The organism is Leifsonia sp. Root1293 (assembly GCF_001425325.1).
In the GTDB taxonomy this organism is placed as follows: domain Bacteria; phylum Actinomycetota; class Actinomycetes; order Actinomycetales; family Microbacteriaceae; genus Orlajensenia.
In genome coordinates, this window is record NZ_LMEH01000001.1 from 2,010,571 (window position 1) to 2,026,463 (window position 15,893).

Sequence of the window (15,893 nt, forward strand, 5' to 3'; positions counted from 1 at the left end):
GATTTAGATGACCTCCGGCGCCAGCGAGATGATCTTCATGAACTTCTTGTCGCGAAGCTCGCGACCGACCGGTCCGAAGATGCGGGTACCACGGGGGTCTCCGTCATTCTTCAAGATCACTGCAGCGTTCTCATCGAACTTGATGTACGACCCGTCGGCGCGACGGGTGTTCTTCTTGGTGCGGACGATGACAGCCTTGACGACGTCACCCTTCTTCACGTTTCCGCCGGGGATTGCATCCTTCACCGTGGCGACGATGACGTCACCGAGGCCGGCGTAGCGACGCTTGGATCCACCGAGAACGCGGATGGTGAGCAGCTCCTTGGCACCGGTGTTGTCGGCGACCTTGAGGCGTGATTCCTGCTGAAGCACTTCTAACTCCTTCTATCAAGCAAGCGCGAGGCTTACTTGGCCTTCTCGAGGATCTCGACCAGGCGCCAGCGCTTCGAAGCGCTGAGGGGACGGGTCTCACTGATGAGGACGAGGTCGCCGATGCCGGCCGTGTTGAGCTCGTCGTGCGCCTTCACCTTGGAGGTGCGGCGGATGACCTTGCCGTACAGCGGGTGCTTCACGCGGTCTTCGACCTCGACGACGATGGTCTTCTCCATCTTGTCGCTCGTGACGTAGCCACGACGGGTCTTGCGGTAGCCGCGAACGAGCTCAGCCGTCTCGGCGACCTCGGCCGCGCTTGCGGCCTTCTTGGTCTCAGCCATGACTAGGCCTCCTTCGTCTCTGCAGCCTCGGTGACCTCATCGGTCGCCTTGGCCTTCTTGGCGCTCTTCTTCTCAGCCTTGGCGGGAACCTCGACCGGTGCGGGGGTGGCACGAATGCCGAGCTCCCGCTCACGGATGACCGTGTAGATGCGAGCAATGTCGCGCTTGACCGCACGCAGGCGGCCGTGGCTCTCGAGCTGGCCGGTGGCCGACTGGAAGCGCAGGTTGAACAGCTCTTCCTTGCTCTTCTTCAGCTCTTCCACGAGACGCTCGTCGTCGTAGGTGTCGAGCTCGACTGAGGCGAGCTCCTTGGATCCGATCGCCATTATGCGTCGCCCTCCTCGCGCTTGATGATGCGTGCCTTGAGCGGCAGCTTGTGGATTGCACGGGTCATGGCCTCACGAGCGAGTTCCTCGGAGACGCCGGAGACCTCGAAGAGGACTCGACCCGGCTTGACGTTCGCGACCCACCACTCGGGCGAACCCTTACCGGAACCCATGCGGGTCTCAGCAGGCTTCTTGGTGAGCGGACGGTCGGGGTAGATGTTGATCCACACCTTTCCACCGCGCTTGATGTGACGCGTCATCGCGATACGAGCGGACTCGATCTGACGGTTGGTCACGTACGCGGAGGTCATGGCCTGGATACCGAACTCACCGAAGGTGACCTTGGTACCACCGGTGGCCTGGCCGGAACGGCCGGGGTGGTGCTGCTTGCGGTGCTTGACTCGACGGGGAATCAACATTATGCCGACGCTCCTTCCGCGACCGGCGCCTCGGCGCGCGGGGCGCGGCGGGGACGGTCGTCACGACGCTCGGGGCGCGACGACTTCTGGTTCGCCTGCTCGCGAGCGAGTTCCTTGTTGGTGATGTCGCCCTTGTAGATCCAGACCTTCACGCCGATACGGCCGAAGGTGGTCTTGGCCTCGTAGAAGCCATAGTCGATGTTCGCGCGGAGCGTGTGCAGCGGCACACGGCCTTCGCGGTAGAACTCCGAACGGCTCATCTCGGCGCCGCCGAGGCGACCGGAGACCTGGATGCGAACACCCTTGACGGACGGGGTGCGCTGGGCGCCCTGCAGGCCCTTGCGCATCGCGCGGCGGAAGGCCACACGTGCGGAGAGCTGCTCGGCGATGCCCTGCGCGACCAGCTGAGCGTCGGCCTCGGGGTTCTTGACCTCGAGGATGTTCAGCTGGATCTGCTTGGCGGTGAGCTTCTCGAGGTCGGCGCGGATGCGCTCGGCCTCTGCTCCGCGCCGGCCGATGACGATACCCGGGCGAGCGGTGTGGATGTCCACACGCACTCGGTCACGGGTGCGCTCGATCTCGATGCGCGAGACTCCCGCGCGGTCGAGCGAGGTCTGCAGCAGACGACGGATCTTGATGTCTTCAGCGATGTAGTCGCTGTAGCGCTGACCGGGCTTGGTCGAGTCCGAGAACCAACGCGACACGTGGTCGGTCGTGATTCCCAGACGGAAGCCGTAGGGGTTTACCTTCTGACCCATTACTTCGTACCCTCCTCAGGAGTGGCGAGCACAACAGTGATGTGGCTGGTGCGCTTCAGAATCTGGAATGCACGGCCCTGGGCACGCGGCTGGAAACGCTTGAGGGTTGCACCCTCGTCGACGAATGCCTTGGCGATGTACAGGTCCTGCTCGTCCAGGTAGGTGTTCGAGGCGTCGGCCTTGACTCGCGCATTCGCGATTGCCGAGGCAACCAGCTTGTACACGGGCTCACTTGCACCCTGCGGGGCGAACTTCAGGATGGCGAGTGCCTCCTGAGCCTGCTTTCCGCGGATGAGGTTGACGACGCGACGAGCCTTCTGGGGGGTGACGCGGATGTGTCGCACGCGTGCGATCGACTCCACCATTTCTTCTCCTCCTTCACGTCACCGCGTTAGCGGCGACGGCCCTTCTTGTCGTCCTTCACGTGTCCACGGAAGGTGCGGGTGGGCGCGAACTCGCCGAGCTTGTGCCCGACCATGGTCTCGGTGACGAACACCGGGATGTGCTTGCGACCGTCGTGCACCGCGATGGTGTGACCCAGCATGGCCGGGATGATCATCGAGCGGCGCGACCAGGTCTTGATCACGTTCTTGCTGTTGGCCTCGTTGGCCGAGATCACCTTGCGAAGCAGGTGGTCATCGACGAAGGGGCCCTTCTTGAGACTGCGTGGCATCTTCTACAACTCCTACTTACGCTTCTTGCCGACGTTGCGTCGACGGACAATGAGCTGGTCGCTGGGAAGGTTGCGCTTGCGTGTGCGGCCTTCCTTCTGTCCCCAGGGGCTGACCGGGTGACGTCCACCGGAGGTCTTGCCCTCACCACCACCGTGCGGGTGGTCGACGGGGTTCATGGCGACACCACGCACGGTCGGGCGGACGCCCTTCCAGCGCATGCGGCCGGCCTTGCCCCAGTTGATGTTCGACTGCTCGGCGTTGCCGACCTCGCCGATCGTGGCGCGGCAGCGCGCATCCACGTTGCGGATCTCGCCCGACGGGAGACGCAGCTGGGCGTAGGGGCCGTCCTTGGCGACGAGACGCACGGATGCGCCGGCCGACCGGGCCATCTTCGCGCCGCCGCCGGGACGGAGCTCGATGGCGTGGATGACGGTACCCGTGGGGATGTTCTTCAGCGGGAGGTTGTTGCCCGGCTTGATGTCAGCGCTGGGGCCGGACTCAATCATGTCGCCCTGGGCGAGCTTGTTCGGAGCCAGGATGTAGCGCTTGGTGCCGTCTGCGAAGTGCAGCAGCGCGATACGAGCGGTGCGGTTGGGGTCGTACTCGATGTGAGCGACCTTGGCCGGCACGCCGTCCTTGTCGTTGCGCTTGAAGTCGATCACGCGGTACTGGCGCTTGTGGCCACCACCGATGTGACGGGTCGTGATACGACCCTGGTTGTTGCGTCCGCCGGTCTTGGGCAGCGGGCGAAGCAGCGACTTCTCGGGGGTCGAGCGGGTGATCTCTGCGAAGTCCGCAACAGACGAACCGCGACGACCCGGCGTCGTGGGCTTGTACTTACGAATAGCCATTAGTTATTCCTCTGCTCCCTAGCCGACAGCCGTGAAGATGTCGATGGAACCGGACTTGAGCGTGACGATGGCACGCTTGGTGTCCTTGCGCTTTCCCATGCCGAACTTGGTGCGGCGGGTCTTGCCAACACGGTTGAGCGTGTTGATCGAAGCGACCTGGACGTTGAAGATCTTCTCGATCGCGAGCTTGATCTCGGTCTTGTTCGAGCGCGGGTCCACGATGAACGTGTACTTGCCCTCGTCGATCAGGCCGTAGCTCTTCTCCGAGACGACCGGCGAGATGATGACATCGCGCGGGTCCTTGTTGTGGGCGGCGCTCATGCGGAGACCTCAACCTTCTTGGTCTTGGCTGCGATGAACGAGTCCAGAGCAGCCTTGGTGAAGACGATGTCGTCGGAGACGAGGACGTCGTAGGCGTTCAGCTGGTCGGCCGTGAGGGTGTGCACGGTCGGGATGTTGCGCACGGCCTTGAGAGCCTGCTCGTCACCGCGCGAGAGCACGATGAGAACGTGCTTCGAGGTGGCGATCTGCTCGAGCAGGGCGATGACGGCCTTGGTCTTCGGGGTCTCACCGAGGGTGAGCGACTCGACGACGTGCACGCGGGCTCCACGAGCGCGGTCGGAGAGGGCACCGAGCAGGGCTGCGGCGATCATCTTCTTGGGGGTGCGCTGCGAGTAGTCGCGGGGAGTCGGTCCGTGGACGATTCCACCACCGGTCATCTGAGGTGCGCGGATCGAGCCCTGACGAGCGCGACCGGTTCCCTTCTGCTTGAACGGCTTGCGGCCGGCGCCGGAGACCTCGCCACGGCTCTTCACCTTGTGCGTGCCCTGGCGTGCAGCTGCGAGCTGCGCCACGACGACCTGGTGGATGAGCGGGACGTTGGTCTGCACGTCGAAGAGCTCAGCGGGGAGCTCGACGGTGCCGGACTTCTTTCCAGTCACGTCGACGACGTCGACGGTGTTGGTAGCGGTAGCCATGTGGTTACGCCCCCTTCACTGCGGTGCGGACGAAAACGAGGCGGCCACGAGCGCCGGGAACGGCGCCCTTGACCAGGATGAGGCCCTTCTCGGCGTCGATCGCCTGAACCTTGAGGTTCATGACGGTGACGCGCTCGGCACCCATGCGACCGGCCATGCGCATGCCCTTGAAGACACGGCTGGGGGTCGACGAGGCGCCGATGGAGCCCGGCTTGCGGTGGTTGCGGTGCGAACCGTGCGAAGCGGAGACGCCCTTGAAGTTGTGGCGCTTCATGACACCGGCGGTGCCCTTACCCTTGCTCGTGCCGACGACGTCGACGAGCTGTCCGGCCTCGAACACACCTTCTGCGGTGAGCTCCTGGCCGAGGGTGTAGTCGGCGGCGTCAGCCGTGCGCACCTCGGTGAGGTGACGACGCGGGGTGACTCCGGCCTTGTCGAAGTGACCGGCGGCGGGCTTGGTCACCTTGCGCGGGTCGATCTGGCCTGCAGCGATCTGCACGGCGCTGTAGCCGTCGACCTCTGCGGTACGAATCTGGGTGACCACGTTGGGAGTGATCTCGATGACGGTGACGGGGATGAGCTTGTTGTTCTCGTCCCACACCTGGGTCATGCCAAGCTTCGTGCCGAGCAGACCCTTGCTGGTCTTGTTAGCAGTAGACATGGTCGTTCCCTTAGAGCTTGATCTCGATGTTGACATCGGCCGGAAGGTCGAGGCGCATCAGCGAGTCGACAGCCTTGGGCGTCGGGTCGATGATGTCGATGAGGCGCTTGTGGGTGCGCATCTCGAAGTGCTCGCGGCTGTCCTTGTACTTGTGGGGGGAACGGATCACGCAGATCACGTTCTTCTCCGTCGGAAGCGGCACGGGGCCGACGACGGTTGCACCAGCACGGGTGACCGTGTCGACGATCTTGCGCGCCGAGGTGTCGATGACCTCGTGGTCGTATGACTTCAGTCGAATGCGGATCTTCTGTCCCGCCATGTCGAACTCTCTCTCTGTCAAGGCGTCTTACATCCGGAACTCTCTCGAGCCGGCTGCATTGGACGCCGTCGTAGCACTACGTATGTCGCACCACTGTTTATCTGTCAATCGGCCGCCGGCCGGGCCTGTCCACACAACCGGAACCTGCATCCGATGATGTCGACAGACCCGCCCTGCGAGCCTGTCACCGACCCTCACGCCTCCGGTCTGGACCGGAGGAGGCACAGAGGTAGACCCTGTGCAGTGATTGTCGATTAAGTCCGTCCTGCTGCCCGCGGCCTAACCTGATCCCGGAGGGAGGTTATGCACTGCCTGGCAGTGATTCGAAGACGCGCGCATACGCAGTCATCCGAAATGCTGAACTAGTCGAGTTTGCCACACTGGGAGCCATGCTGCAAGCCCGGGCGTGTCGCGCGCCGCGGACTCCCAGCTTCGGCGTCATTCCGGGGCTCCCGCATCACTGGAGAGCGGCGCTTTCCCGCCTGCGGGCGACGTGCAGGAGGGCGACGGCGACGAGCATCAGAATGGCCGCGGCCACGAGCGCCGGGGCCCCATCGGTGAAGCGCACGAGCAGCGCGCCGCAGGCGCCGCCGAGGCCCATGGCCAGGACCGCACCCAGACGCCGGGGCCACCGTTCCCCCGTGCCGCCGGCGAGCCGGCTGTCGATCGCCAGGTTGGCGAGGGTCGACGTGACGACGATCGTGGTCACGTCGGTGATGCCTGTCGCGCGAACGCTCGCAGCCTGCGCGCCCATGACAATGGCGAGGAAGCCGGTCACCAGGAGCAGGAGGATGCCCTCGAGGGTGTGCAGCGAGAGCCAGAGGATGCCGAGCATGAGAGCCAGCGCGGCTGATCCGAGCAGGACCGCGAGGTTCGCCGTCGGCAGCCGGCTGGCGTGCACTCGACCCCGCACGATGCGGGCGCAGAGCAGGGCGCCGATGAGGAAGCCCACCAGCGCCACGACGTTGTTGAGCAGCGGGATCCCTCCGGTGCCGGCCAGGGCGAAGCCGATGAAGAGCACGTTTCCGGTCATGTTGCCGGTGAAGACCCTGTCCAGGGCGAGGTAGCTGACGGCGTCGACGATCCCTGTCGAGAAGGTCAGGAGTTGGAGTGCCGGCAGGAAAGCGACGTCGAAGCGTCGCTGGGTCGCGGCATCCGTCATACGCTCAACGGTACAGACAGAACGACGTGGGGACGGTTGCATGACGAACGACAGAATTCCGACGGGTGTGCGTGTGGCACCGGGCAGCGTCTCGGCCACCAGGGTGGGCGAGCGCACCTTCGAGGGGCGGAACGACCGCGGCGCGACCGTGCTGATCGGACCGACATCCGTCGACGGCGCCTTCACCCCGGGTGAGCTGCTGAAGGCGGCGCTGGCCGGATGCGCCGGCATGAGTGCAGACTCGGTGATCGCGCGCCGCTTCGGCGACGACTTCACAGCGACGTACTGGGCTCACGGCACCTCGGACAAGGACGAGAACCGCTACAAGGCGATCGACGAGGAGATCGTGATCGACGGCCTCGACGAGATGAGCGTGGAGGATCGGGCGAAGCTCATCAGCCTCATCGAGCGGTCGATCGAGAAGTCGTGCACTGTCGCCAGGAGCGTGGGCAGTGCTATCGACCTGTCGACGACCATCAACGGCACCGAGGTCTGAGGGGAGACTGCGCGCCTCGGTTCGCCTCGGTCATGGGGAACCGCTGTGACAGGCGACGTTCTCCTCCGCCACCTCGGTGAGCGCATCGGCCGCCATGGCGGATGTGCCGACGAGGACGACGCCGATCGCGGCAGCGGCCACGATGATGGTGCGGGTGCGCAGGCGGTGGCTGGCGACACCGAAGCGAATGGGATCCTCGACGTATCGGGTGGTTCCCCACGCCAGCAGGAGTGAGATCGCGAGCAGGAGCAGCATCACCGGATTCTCGCTGGGGCGGCCGGTGATGTATGGCGTCAGCATGACAACGGGCCAGTGCCACAGGTAGAGCGCGTAGGAGATGCCGCCGAGCCAGAGCACGGGACGGAAGGACACCAGACGGCGGGTGGACCAGGCGACAGTCGGCGTGCCCGCCCAGATGACGGCGGCGGCGCCGAACACGGGCATCAGAACGAGCAGGCCCGGGAAGGCGTCGACGTCGGTGGCGACGTACACGGATGCGACGATCAGCGTCAGCCCGAGCCAGGACGTGACCGCGCGCAGCCGCTCGTGGCCCACGGCGGCGGGGACGCATGCCAGCAGGCCGCCGATGCCGAACTCCCACGCCCGGCTGAGGGTGGAGAAGTAGGCCAGGTTGTTGTCGATGCTGACGAGCACGAGCGACGTGGCGAACGAGAGCACGGTGACGGTCCCCAGCAGGGCGATGATGACCGGCATCCGGGGGCGGAGGAAGCGCGAGGCGATCCAGACGCCGGCGAGGATCACCAGCGGCCAGACGAGGTAGAACTGCTCCTCGACGGAGAGCGACCAGTAGTGCTGCACCGGCGTGGACTCGAGGCCCGTCCCCTGCTGGGACTCGATCGACTGCGTCCAGTTCTCGATGAACAGCGTGCTCGCCAGGATCTCGCGGAACCAGCGCGCCGCCTCCGCCGGAGGAACCACGACGGCCGTGACGATGGAGGTGACCGCGAGCACCAGCAGCGCTGACGGCAGGATGCGCCGCACGCGGCGCCCGTAGAAGCGCGCGAACCGGATGCGCCCGGTCTGGGCCGCATCCCGCAACAGGATGCCCGTGATCAGGAATCCGGAGACGACGAAGAAGACGTCGACGCCCCCGTAGCCGGCCGGGGACAGCGCAGGCCAGAAGTGGTAGAGCACCACGACGCCGACCGCGAGTGCCCGGAGCTCCTGGATCTCCGGGCGCGCAGGAGCACGATCGGGGCCGACCACCTTCTCACTGTGCACGGTCCCACGCTAGGCATGGACCCCTATGCGAACGCAAGGACTTGAAGAGGACTCTCACGCAATCGTCTTCTGCACGAAAAGGGGCCGATGGCGCGAAAAAGGGGCCGGACCCGAAGGCCCGACCCCTGATTCAGGAGTAACGAGAGTTACTACTTGATGATGCTGGTGACCGTACCGGCACCCACGGTGCGTCCACCCTCACGGATGGCGAAGCCGAGGCCCTCTTCCATGGCGATCGGCTGGATCAGCGCGACGGTCATGTCGGTGGTGTCGCCGGGCATGACCATCTCGGTGCCCTCGGGCAGCGTGATGACGCCGGTGACGTCGGTGGTGCGGAAGTAGAACTGCGGACGGTAGTTCGCGTAGAACGGGTTGTGACGCCCACCCTCGTCCTTGGACAGGATGTACGCGGTGCCCTCGAAGTCGGTGTGCGGCGTGACCGAACCCGGCTTGACGACGACCTGGCCGCGCTCGACATCCTCGCGCTTGGTGCCGCGGAGGAGCAGACCACAGTTCTCGCCGGCCCATGCCTCGTCGAGCTGCTTGTGGAACATCTCGATACCCGTGACCGTGGTCTTCTGCGTCGGGCGGATGCCGACGATCTCGACCTCGGAGTTGATCTTGAGGGTTCCACGCTCGGCGCGGCCGGTGACGACGGTTCCACGACCGGTGATCGTGAAGACGTCCTCGACGGGCATGAGGAACGGCTTGTCCTTGTCGCGCACGGGGTCCGGCACGGAGGAGTCGACGGCGTCCATGAGGTCGAGGATCGACTGGACCCACTTCTCGTCACCCTCGAGAGCCTTGAGGCCCGAGACCTGGACGACGGGGGCGTTGTCGCCATCGAAGCCCTGGCTGGAGAGCAGCTCGCGAACCTCGAGCTCGACGAGCTCCAGGATCTCCTCGTCGTCGACCATGTCGGACTTGTTCAGCGCGACGAGCAGGTAGGGAACGCCGACCTGCTTGGCGAGCAGCACGTGCTCACGCGTCTGAGCCATCGGGCCGTCGGTGGCGGCGACCACGAGGATCGCGCCGTCCATCTGAGCCGCACCGGTGATCATGTTCTTGATGTAGTCAGCGTGACCAGGAGCGTCGACGTGCGCGTAGTGGCGCTTCGGCGTCTCGTACTCGACGTGCGAGATGTTGATCGTGATGCCGCGCTGGCGCTCCTCGGGAGCGGAGTCGATCGACGCGAAGTCGCGCTGCACGTTGGTGGCAGACGGGAACTTGTCCGCGAGCACCTTCGAGATAGCGGCGGTGAGCGTGGTCTTGCCGTGGTCGACGTGACCGATCGTTCCGATGTTGACGTGCGGCTTGGTCCGCTCGAACTTGGCCTTAGCCACTGTGGGTCCTCCTCAGGACTCGTGTAGAAGCGCCGGGCGCTGGATTGCACTCGGTTTCTACGGGGGTTTGTGTTGTCATGTTACTTCATCAACCGGGGCGTGAACCGGGGGAGCTCAGCTCCCCCGGCGCCGACACTGCTGTCGGTGCTCCAGCGTGGTGAACGCAGGTGGTGTTACTCGCCCTTGTTCTTCTGGACGATCTCGTCGGCGACTGCCTTCGGGACCTCCGAGTAGCTGTCGAACGTCATCGAGTACACGGCGCGGCCCGAGGTCTTCGAGCGCAGGTCGCCGATGTATCCGAACATCTCCGACAGGGGGACGTTGGCGCGAATGACCTTCACACCACTGGCGTCCTCCATGGACTGGATCTGACCGCGGCGCGAGTTCAGGTCACCGATGACGTCACCCATGTATTCCTCAGGGGTGCGCACCTCGACGGCCATCAACGGCTCGAGCAGAACCGGGTTCGCCTTCCGAGCGGCTTCCTTGAAGCCCATCGAGCCGGCGATCTTGAACGCCATCTCCGAGGAGTCGACGTCGTGTGCGGCGCCGTCAAGCAGGCTTGCCTTGACGCCGACCATCGGGTATCCGGCGAGGATGCCGTACTGCATGGCGTCCTGGAATCCGGCATCGACCGAAGGAATGTACTCACGGGGAACGCGTCCACCGGTGGTCTTGTTCTCGAACAGGTAGGTCTGCTCGGCCGTGACCTCGAGGGGCTCAAGCGCGAACTGGATCTTGGCGAACTGGCCCGATCCACCCGTCTGCTTCTTGTGGGTGTAGTCGTGACGCTCGACGGTCTTCTTGATCGTCTCGCGGTAGGCGACCTGGGGCTTGCCCACGTTGGCCTCGACGTTGAACTCGCGCTTCATGCGGTCGACCAGGATGTCGAGGTGCAGCTCGCCCATTCCCTTGATGACCGTCTGACCGGTCTCCTGGTTCTGCTCGGTGCGGAAGGTCGGGTCCTCCTCGGCGAGCTTCTGGATCGCGGTACCGAGCTTCTCCTGGTCGGCCTTGGTCTTCGGCTCGATGGCGACCTCGATGACGGGCTCCGGGAAGGTCATCGACTCGAGAACGACCTGGTTGTCGGGGTCGCACAGGGTGTCACCCGTGGTCGTGTCCTTCAGGCCGATGACGGCGTAGATGTTGCCGGCGGTCACCGAGTCGACGGGGATCTCCTTGTTGGCGTGCATCTGGAAGATCTTGCCGATGCGCTCCTTCTTGCCCTTGGTCGAGTTGATGACCTGGGCACCCGAGTCGAGACGACCCGAGTAGACGCGCACGTAGGTGAGGCGACCGAAGAACGGGTGCACAGCGACCTTGAAGGCGAGAGCGGTGAACGGCTCGGTGGAGTCCGCGTGACGCATGACGACCTTCTCCTCGTCGCGAGCGTCGTGCGCCTCGATGGCGGGGACGTCGAGCGGGGAGGGGAGGAAGTCGATGACGGCGTCGAGCATCGGCTGAACGCCGCGGTTCTTGAACGCGGAACCGCAGAGCACGGGGTAGATCTCCGAGTTGACGGTGAGCTTGCGGATCGCGGCCTTGATCTCGGCCACGGTCAGCTCGTCGCCACCGAAGTACTTCTCCATGAGGTCGTCGCTGGTCTCCGCGACGGTCTCGAGGAGGAGGGTGCGGTACTCCGCAGCCTTCTCGACGAGGTCGGCGGGGATCTCCTCGATGGCGTACTTGGCGCCCATCTGGACGTCACCCTTAGCGTCTCCGCGCCAGGTGAGTGCACGCATCTCGATGAGGTCGACGACGCCCTCGAAGTTCGACTCGGAGCCGATCGGGAGCTGCAGGACCAGCGGCTTGGCGCCGAGGCGCTTCACGATGGTGTCGACGGTGAAGTAGAAGTCGGCGCCGAGCTTGTCCATCTTGTTGACGAAGCAGATGCGCGGGACGTTGCACTTGTCGGCCTGACGCCAGACGGTCTCTGACTGGGGCTCGACGCCCTCCTTGCCGTCGAAGACGGCGACGGCGCCATCGAGCACGCGGAGCGAACGCTCCACCTCGACGGTGAAGTCGACGTGACCGGGGGTGTCGATGATGTTGATCTGGTTCTTGTTCCAGTAGCAGGTCACGGCGGCAGACGTGATCGTGATGCCGCGCTCCTTCTCCTGCTCCATCCAGTCGGTCGTCGAGGCGCCGTCGTGGGTCTCGCCGATCTTGTGGTTGACGCCCGTGTAGAACAGGATGCGCTCAGTTGTCGTCGTCTTGCCAGCATCGATGTGGGCCATGATGCCGATGTTGCGGACCTTGCTCAGGTCGGTGAGCACGTCTTGTGCCACGGGGTGTCCTCCGAAAAGTTGTTGGGGTGAAGATGGGGCGGATGCCGCGACGCGAGTCGCGGCATCCGCCTGCCGACTACCAGCGGTAGTGGGCGAATGCCTTGTTCGACTCGGCCATCTTGTGAGTGTCCTCACGACGCTTCACAGCGGCGCCGAGGCCGTTGGACGCGTCGAGGATCTCGTTGGTGAGGCGTTCGGTCATGGTCTTCTCGCGGCGAGCCTTGGCGTAGCTGGTGAGCCAGCGCAGCGCCAGGGTGTTCGCGCGGTGAGGCTTGACCTCGACCGGAACCTGGTAGGTGGAGCCACCGACGCGACGCGACCGGACCTCGAGGGTCGGGCGCACGTTGTCGAGTGCCTTCTTCAGGGTGACGACGGCGTCCTGGCCATTCTTGGCCGAGACACCCTCGAGAGCGTCGTACACGATGCGCTCGGCGATGGCCTTCTTGCCATCCTTGAGGATCTTGTTGACGAGCTGGCTGACGATCGGTGCGCCGTAGACGGGGTCTGCGACGACGGGGCGCTTGGGTGCGGGTCCTTTACGAGGCATTACTTCTTGTCCATCTTCGCTCCGTAGCGGCTACGCGCTTGCTTACGGTTCTTGACCGCCTGGGTGTCGAGTGCGCCGCGAACGATCTTGTAGCGCACACCGGGGAGGTCCTTCACACGACCGCCGCGCACGAGCACCATCGAGTGCTCCTGCAGGTTGTGGCCCTCGCCGGGAATGTAGGCCGTGACCTCGGTTCCGTTGGAGAGCTTCACACGGGCGACCTTGCGGAGAGCCGAGTTCGGCTTCTTCGGCGTCGTCGTGTAGACGCGCGTGCAGACGCCGCGCTGCTGGGGGTTGGCCTTCAGAGCGGGAGCCTTGGTCTTCGAGACCTTCGGCGTGCGCCCCTTACGGACCAACTGCTGAATGGTTGGCACTATTTCTCCTTGTTGTGCTGCACGGTGACAGCTTGATGATTTGTTTCACATCACGACCCACCGGCATCGCAGACGAGCGACGCCTTTTGTATGGTGGGTATGCCGTGGGGGCAGCCCGTTCAGGGCTCCCTTCCCGTGTGGCCCTCGGTCGCCGGCTCACATCCCGGCCGGAGCCGGGGCACGAAGCAAGCGCGCACAGGAGCGCACACCCGCCCTACTCTACTGCCCGCCACACAGGCGGTCAAACGCGGGCGCGTGTCTCACGGCCCGCGCACAGGCAGGGTTCACGAGGAATGCAACGCGGACGGGAGCATCCGCATTCCCCTCAGAAGCCGGGCCAGATGGGCGAGTCGAGTTCGCGATCCAGGTCGGCGAGCAGCTGGGCGATCTGCGGCTCGACGATGTCGCCGACGGCCTTCTCGATGCGGTCGCGGTGCTGCACGAGCTCGACGCACACCCGGCGGCCGATCTGCTTGGCGTACTGATCGGCCAGCTTGACCTCCGCGCGGATGGCCTCCTTCTCGGGCTCCGACAGCGGCTCGGGCGGCGGCGGGGCCAACTCGGCGGCCGTCTGGCTGGCGAGTTCGCCGAGAGTGAAGAGGTACGGCTGGCCCGGCTCGGGCTCGGGATCGAGCTCCAACCCCGTGACCTCGGGCGGGAGGCCCTCCCCCGGCCGGTACGGCCGGTGAGCCTTGCGCTCCTCGCTCAGACGGATCTCACGGCGCAGCAGCGGAAGGTTGCGATCGGTGTAGTCGTCGACGGCCGAGTCGATGATGAGCTTCATGCGCATCGAGAGAGCGTGCTGCACCGCGTGCGGCACGTCGGTGGAGAGACCGGCCGCAGCGATGATCGGAGATCCGAAGCACCGACGGCACAGTCGGGTTCGAGCCCGGTGGGTGCCGGGGCGCCATTTAGGCAGCCACCGCAGCCAGTTGTCGACTTCGTGGCTCACACGGGCTTCGATCGAGCCTTCCACGATTCTCACCGTACCGTCCGCCGCATGATTCCGGGGGATTCGGGCGGAACTCGCCGGGCTCTCGGCTCTCAGTTCCCGTCGTGCCGCTCCCACGGCCACAGTGGGCGGAGGCCGCCGTGCAGTTGCCGCAGCAGCACGAGCAGGTAGAGCACCGCCGTGATGACCGCGAGCAGGAAGACGACGAGGGTGAACAGGCGCAGGATGTGATGGCCGAGGAAGAGCACGGCGTCGAGCAGGTCCCCCGTCGTGGCGGAGTACACGATGGCTCCCACCAGCAGATACGCAGCGGTCGTGGCGACTCCCGTGGCGAGGATGGCCCAGAGGGAGATGAAGCGCGACGTCGCATCGACGCGGATGCCGACGACGATGAGCGCGCTGAACAGCACGAACGCGGCAGCGGCGACCATGAGGGGTCCGACGAGGGGGCCGGCATCCGGCTCGTCGATGACGCTCACATCGGTGATGAGGCTGGCGAATCCGAAGGCACAGACGACCGCGGCGACGAAGGCCGCCAGCGCGAAGACCGCGAGTGTGAGCACCACGCGGCGCGGCGCCTGATCGGATGCTGGAACGGTCACGCTTTCAGCGTACGCGCGCCTCGCGCGGCATCCGCGGGTCGACAGTCGGCACCTGCCGACGCCCGAATGCGGCCGGAAACGCAGGAACCGCGGGTGCCGTTGGAGCGGCACCCGCGGTTTCTGCGGTGAGGGTGGTCTGCGACCGGGAGGTCAGCGGCTGAGCGTCGGGCCCTCGGCGAGCACGCGGTCGTACTCCTGGCGGGCGGCGATGTTGCGCTCGGTGACCTTGCGGCCACGCGAGGCGATCCAGGCGCCGAACCAGATCGGCACCTCGCGGGCGATGACGGCCGCACCGATCGCGAGCGGGTCGAACCAGCGGTTGGCGAGGAACGCGATGGCCTCGTCGTAGGTGAGGGTCCACGCTCCGACGGTCAGCAGGGACGCCGCGATGTAGGAGAAGTAGACGAGAACGGCGCCGAAGAACGCTCCGACCACCCACGCCCACCAGCCGGCGCGGTTGATGATGGCGGCGAGCAGCGCGAACACGCCGAAGAAGGCGATGATCGGAACGTAGAACACGGGGCGGCTGGCGAAGTCGCGGAACGCGTCTGCCGCTCCGTCGCCGGTGAAGACGCCCGCCGTGATCAGGGCGACGATCGAGTACAGGATGGCGAAGGCCGCGGTCGCGATGAGCCCGACGAGGATTCCGAAGCCGCGGTTGCCCTTGTTCACCGGCGGCGTGGGTGCCTGGACGTAGATCGGGGTGGCAGCAGCCGGATAGGCGTCGTTCGGGTAGCTGGCGGCCGGTGCCTCGTCGACGACGGGCTGGGAGGCCGGAGCCGTGGCGGCTGCCGCAGCGGTGGGGGCGGCGATCGTGGAGGGGGAGACGTAGGGCTCCGGCTCCTGGGCCGAGCCGTAGTCGATGGGCTGCTCGTCGGCAGCGGCGGCATCCGGAATCGAGTCGACGCTCGGAGCGACGTAGGGGGCCGCGGGCTCGGGTGCCGGCGGCTCGACGAGCGGCTCGGGCTCCGAGACCGGAGCGGCGGGCTCGTTGACGGGCTCAGCCACCGGCTGTGCAGGCTCTGCGACCGGCTCGGCCGGAGTGTCGATGACCGTCGTGGCGCCTGTCGCGTCGGCGGGAGTGTCGGCGACCTGCGTCGGTCCCGTCGTCGGCGTGGGCTCGTTCGTGGGCTCTGCGGCCCCGTTCGGCTCCGTCGTGCTCATCTGTCGTACTCCTCCCGCGCCCAGC

Annotated in this window: 22 protein-coding genes; 1 reads left to right on the forward strand and 21 read right to left on the reverse strand. The window is 65.6% G+C overall.

The window, feature by feature from the left end; genetic code table 11:
• Positions 1-3: 3 nt before the first annotated feature.
• The 13 genes from rplN to ASC59_RS09590 form a co-directional block, all read right to left on the reverse strand.
• Complete coding sequence (gene rplN / locus ASC59_RS09530) at positions 4-372, reverse strand: 50S ribosomal protein L14 (RefSeq protein WP_055821349.1); 369 nt, start codon at positions 370-372, stop codon at positions 4-6.
• 32 nt (positions 373-404) lie between these two features.
• Positions 405-713 (reverse strand): 30S ribosomal protein S17, encoded by a 309-nt coding sequence (gene rpsQ / locus ASC59_RS09535; protein WP_055821352.1) that lies wholly within the window; start codon positions 711-713, stop codon positions 405-407.
• Positions 714-715: 2 nt separating this feature from the next.
• On the reverse strand, positions 716-1,039 hold the full coding sequence (gene rpmC / locus ASC59_RS17630; RefSeq protein ID WP_055821355.1) for a 50S ribosomal protein L29: 324 nt from the start codon (positions 1,037-1,039) through the stop codon (positions 716-718).
• Positions 1,039-1,458 carry a 50S ribosomal protein L16 gene (gene rplP, locus ASC59_RS09545; protein ID WP_055821359.1) on the reverse strand — a complete coding sequence of 140 codons (420 nt, stop codon included), beginning with the start codon at positions 1,456-1,458 and terminating at the stop codon, positions 1,039-1,041. The genes rpmC and rplP overlap by 1 nt, the downstream gene beginning before the upstream one ends.
• On the reverse strand, positions 1,458-2,216 hold the full coding sequence (gene rpsC, locus ASC59_RS09550; RefSeq protein ID WP_055821362.1) for a 30S ribosomal protein S3: 759 nt from the start codon (positions 2,214-2,216) through the stop codon (positions 1,458-1,460). The genes rplP and rpsC overlap by 1 nt, the downstream gene beginning before the upstream one ends.
• The gene (rplV, locus tag ASC59_RS09555; RefSeq protein ID WP_082467805.1) at positions 2,216-2,581 is read right to left on the reverse strand and encodes a 50S ribosomal protein L22; all 366 of its coding nucleotides are present in this window, start codon (positions 2,579-2,581) and stop codon (positions 2,216-2,218) included. The genes rpsC and rplV overlap by 1 nt, the downstream gene beginning before the upstream one ends.
• Positions 2,582-2,607: 26 nt before the next feature.
• Positions 2,608-2,889 (reverse strand): 30S ribosomal protein S19, encoded by a 282-nt coding sequence (gene rpsS / locus ASC59_RS09560; RefSeq protein ID WP_055821365.1) that lies wholly within the window; start codon positions 2,887-2,889, stop codon positions 2,608-2,610.
• Positions 2,890-2,901: 12 nt separating this feature from the next.
• The gene (gene rplB / locus ASC59_RS09565) at positions 2,902-3,741 is read right to left on the reverse strand and encodes a 50S ribosomal protein L2 (RefSeq protein WP_055821367.1); all 840 of its coding nucleotides are present in this window, start codon (positions 3,739-3,741) and stop codon (positions 2,902-2,904) included.
• An 18-nt stretch (positions 3,742-3,759) separates the two neighbouring features.
• Positions 3,760-4,062 (reverse strand): 50S ribosomal protein L23, encoded by a 303-nt coding sequence (rplW, locus tag ASC59_RS09570; RefSeq protein ID WP_055821369.1) that lies wholly within the window; start codon positions 4,060-4,062, stop codon positions 3,760-3,762.
• Entirely contained in the window at positions 4,059-4,718 is a 660-nt protein-coding gene (rplD, locus tag ASC59_RS09575) for a 50S ribosomal protein L4 (protein WP_055821375.1), read from the reverse strand. Before rplD ends, rplW begins: the two co-directional genes overlap by 4 nt.
• Positions 4,719-4,722: 4 nt before the next feature.
• Entirely contained in the window at positions 4,723-5,379 is a 657-nt protein-coding gene (gene rplC / locus ASC59_RS09580; protein WP_055821377.1) for a 50S ribosomal protein L3, read from the reverse strand.
• Between the two features lie 10 nt (positions 5,380-5,389).
• Positions 5,390-5,698 (reverse strand): 30S ribosomal protein S10, encoded by a 309-nt coding sequence (gene rpsJ / locus ASC59_RS09585; RefSeq protein WP_055821380.1) that lies wholly within the window; start codon positions 5,696-5,698, stop codon positions 5,390-5,392.
• A gap of 457 nt (positions 5,699-6,155) precedes the next feature.
• Entirely contained in the window at positions 6,156-6,860 is a 705-nt protein-coding gene (locus ASC59_RS09590) for a YoaK family protein (RefSeq protein ID WP_055821383.1), read from the reverse strand.
• Positions 6,861-6,900: 40 nt separating this feature from the next.
• On the opposite strand from ASC59_RS09590, the gene ASC59_RS09595 reads away from it, so the two are divergent.
• Positions 6,901-7,356 carry an OsmC family protein gene (locus ASC59_RS09595; RefSeq protein ID WP_055821386.1) on the forward strand — a complete coding sequence of 152 codons (456 nt, stop codon included), beginning with the start codon at positions 6,901-6,903 and terminating at the stop codon, positions 7,354-7,356.
• Between the two features lie 30 nt (positions 7,357-7,386).
• On the opposite strand, the gene ASC59_RS09600 is transcribed toward ASC59_RS09595, so the two are convergent.
• From ASC59_RS09600 to ASC59_RS09635, 8 genes are all read right to left on the reverse strand, one after another.
• Complete coding sequence (locus ASC59_RS09600) at positions 7,387-8,598, reverse strand: acyltransferase family protein (RefSeq protein WP_082513507.1); 1,212 nt, start codon at positions 8,596-8,598, stop codon at positions 7,387-7,389.
• A 149-nt stretch (positions 8,599-8,747) separates the two neighbouring features.
• On the reverse strand, positions 8,748-9,941 hold the full coding sequence (gene tuf / locus ASC59_RS09605) for an elongation factor Tu (protein WP_055821392.1): 1,194 nt from the start codon (positions 9,939-9,941) through the stop codon (positions 8,748-8,750).
• A gap of 173 nt (positions 9,942-10,114) precedes the next feature.
• Complete coding sequence (gene fusA, locus ASC59_RS09610) at positions 10,115-12,229, reverse strand: elongation factor G (protein WP_055821395.1); 2,115 nt, start codon at positions 12,227-12,229, stop codon at positions 10,115-10,117.
• Between the two features lie 76 nt (positions 12,230-12,305).
• Entirely contained in the window at positions 12,306-12,776 is a 471-nt protein-coding gene (rpsG, locus tag ASC59_RS09615; protein ID WP_055821398.1) for a 30S ribosomal protein S7, read from the reverse strand.
• The gene (gene rpsL, locus ASC59_RS09620; RefSeq protein ID WP_055821401.1) at positions 12,776-13,150 is read right to left on the reverse strand and encodes a 30S ribosomal protein S12; all 375 of its coding nucleotides are present in this window, start codon (positions 13,148-13,150) and stop codon (positions 12,776-12,778) included. The genes rpsG and rpsL overlap by 1 nt, the downstream gene beginning before the upstream one ends.
• Before the next feature lie 325 nt (positions 13,151-13,475).
• A complete protein-coding gene (locus ASC59_RS09625; RefSeq protein ID WP_055821404.1) occupies positions 13,476-14,126 on the reverse strand; it encodes a hypothetical protein in 651 nt (216 codons plus the stop codon).
• A 68-nt stretch (positions 14,127-14,194) separates the two neighbouring features.
• Positions 14,195-14,704 (reverse strand): DUF6121 family protein, encoded by a 510-nt coding sequence (locus tag ASC59_RS09630; RefSeq protein ID WP_055821407.1) that lies wholly within the window; start codon positions 14,702-14,704, stop codon positions 14,195-14,197.
• Positions 14,705-14,854: 150 nt separating this feature from the next.
• Positions 14,855-15,868, reverse strand: a complete 1,014-nt coding sequence (locus ASC59_RS09635) for a hypothetical protein (RefSeq protein ID WP_055821409.1) — start codon at positions 15,866-15,868, stop codon at positions 14,855-14,857.
• Between the last annotated feature and the right edge of the window lie 25 nt (positions 15,869-15,893).

Bases quoted from the DNA above. Each gene is read 5' to 3' on its own strand.
- rpsQ (WP_055821352.1), bottom strand. From the start codon at position 713: ATGGCTGAGACCAAGAAGGCCGCAAGCGCGGCCGAGGTCGCCGAGACG.
- rpmC (WP_055821355.1), bottom strand. From the start codon at position 1,039: ATGGCGATCGGATCCAAGGAGCTCGCCTCAGTCGAGCTCGACACCTAC.
- rplP (WP_055821359.1), bottom strand. From the start codon at position 1,458: ATGTTGATTCCCCGTCGAGTCAAGCACCGCAAGCAGCACCACCCCGGC.
- rpsC (WP_055821362.1), bottom strand. From the start codon at position 2,216: ATGGGTCAGAAGGTAAACCCCTACGGCTTCCGTCTGGGAATCACGACC.
- rplV (WP_082467805.1), bottom strand. From the start codon at position 2,581: ATGGTGGAGTCGATCGCACGCGTGCGACACATCCGCGTCACCCCCCAG.
- rpsS (WP_055821365.1), bottom strand. From the start codon at position 2,889: ATGCCACGCAGTCTCAAGAAGGGCCCCTTCGTCGATGACCACCTGCTT.
- rplB (WP_055821367.1), bottom strand. From the start codon at position 3,741: ATGGCTATTCGTAAGTACAAGCCCACGACGCCGGGTCGTCGCGGTTCG.
- rplW (WP_055821369.1), bottom strand. From the start codon at position 4,062: ATGAGCGCCGCCCACAACAAGGACCCGCGCGATGTCATCATCTCGCCG.
- rplD (WP_055821375.1), bottom strand. From the start codon at position 4,718: ATGGCTACCGCTACCAACACCGTCGACGTCGTCGACGTGACTGGAAAG.
- rplC (WP_055821377.1), bottom strand. From the start codon at position 5,379: ATGTCTACTGCTAACAAGACCAGCAAGGGTCTGCTCGGCACGAAGCTT.
- rpsJ (WP_055821380.1), bottom strand. From the start codon at position 5,698: ATGGCGGGACAGAAGATCCGCATTCGACTGAAGTCATACGACCACGAG.
- ASC59_RS09590 (WP_055821383.1), bottom strand. From the start codon at position 6,860: ATGACGGATGCCGCGACCCAGCGACGCTTCGACGTCGCTTTCCTGCCG.
- ASC59_RS09595 (WP_055821386.1), top strand. From the start codon at position 6,901: ATGACGAACGACAGAATTCCGACGGGTGTGCGTGTGGCACCGGGCAGC.
- rpsG (WP_055821398.1), bottom strand. From the start codon at position 12,776: ATGCCTCGTAAAGGACCCGCACCCAAGCGCCCCGTCGTCGCAGACCCC.
- ASC59_RS09635 (WP_055821409.1), bottom strand. From the start codon at position 15,868: ATGAGCACGACGGAGCCGAACGGGGCCGCAGAGCCCACGAACGAGCCC.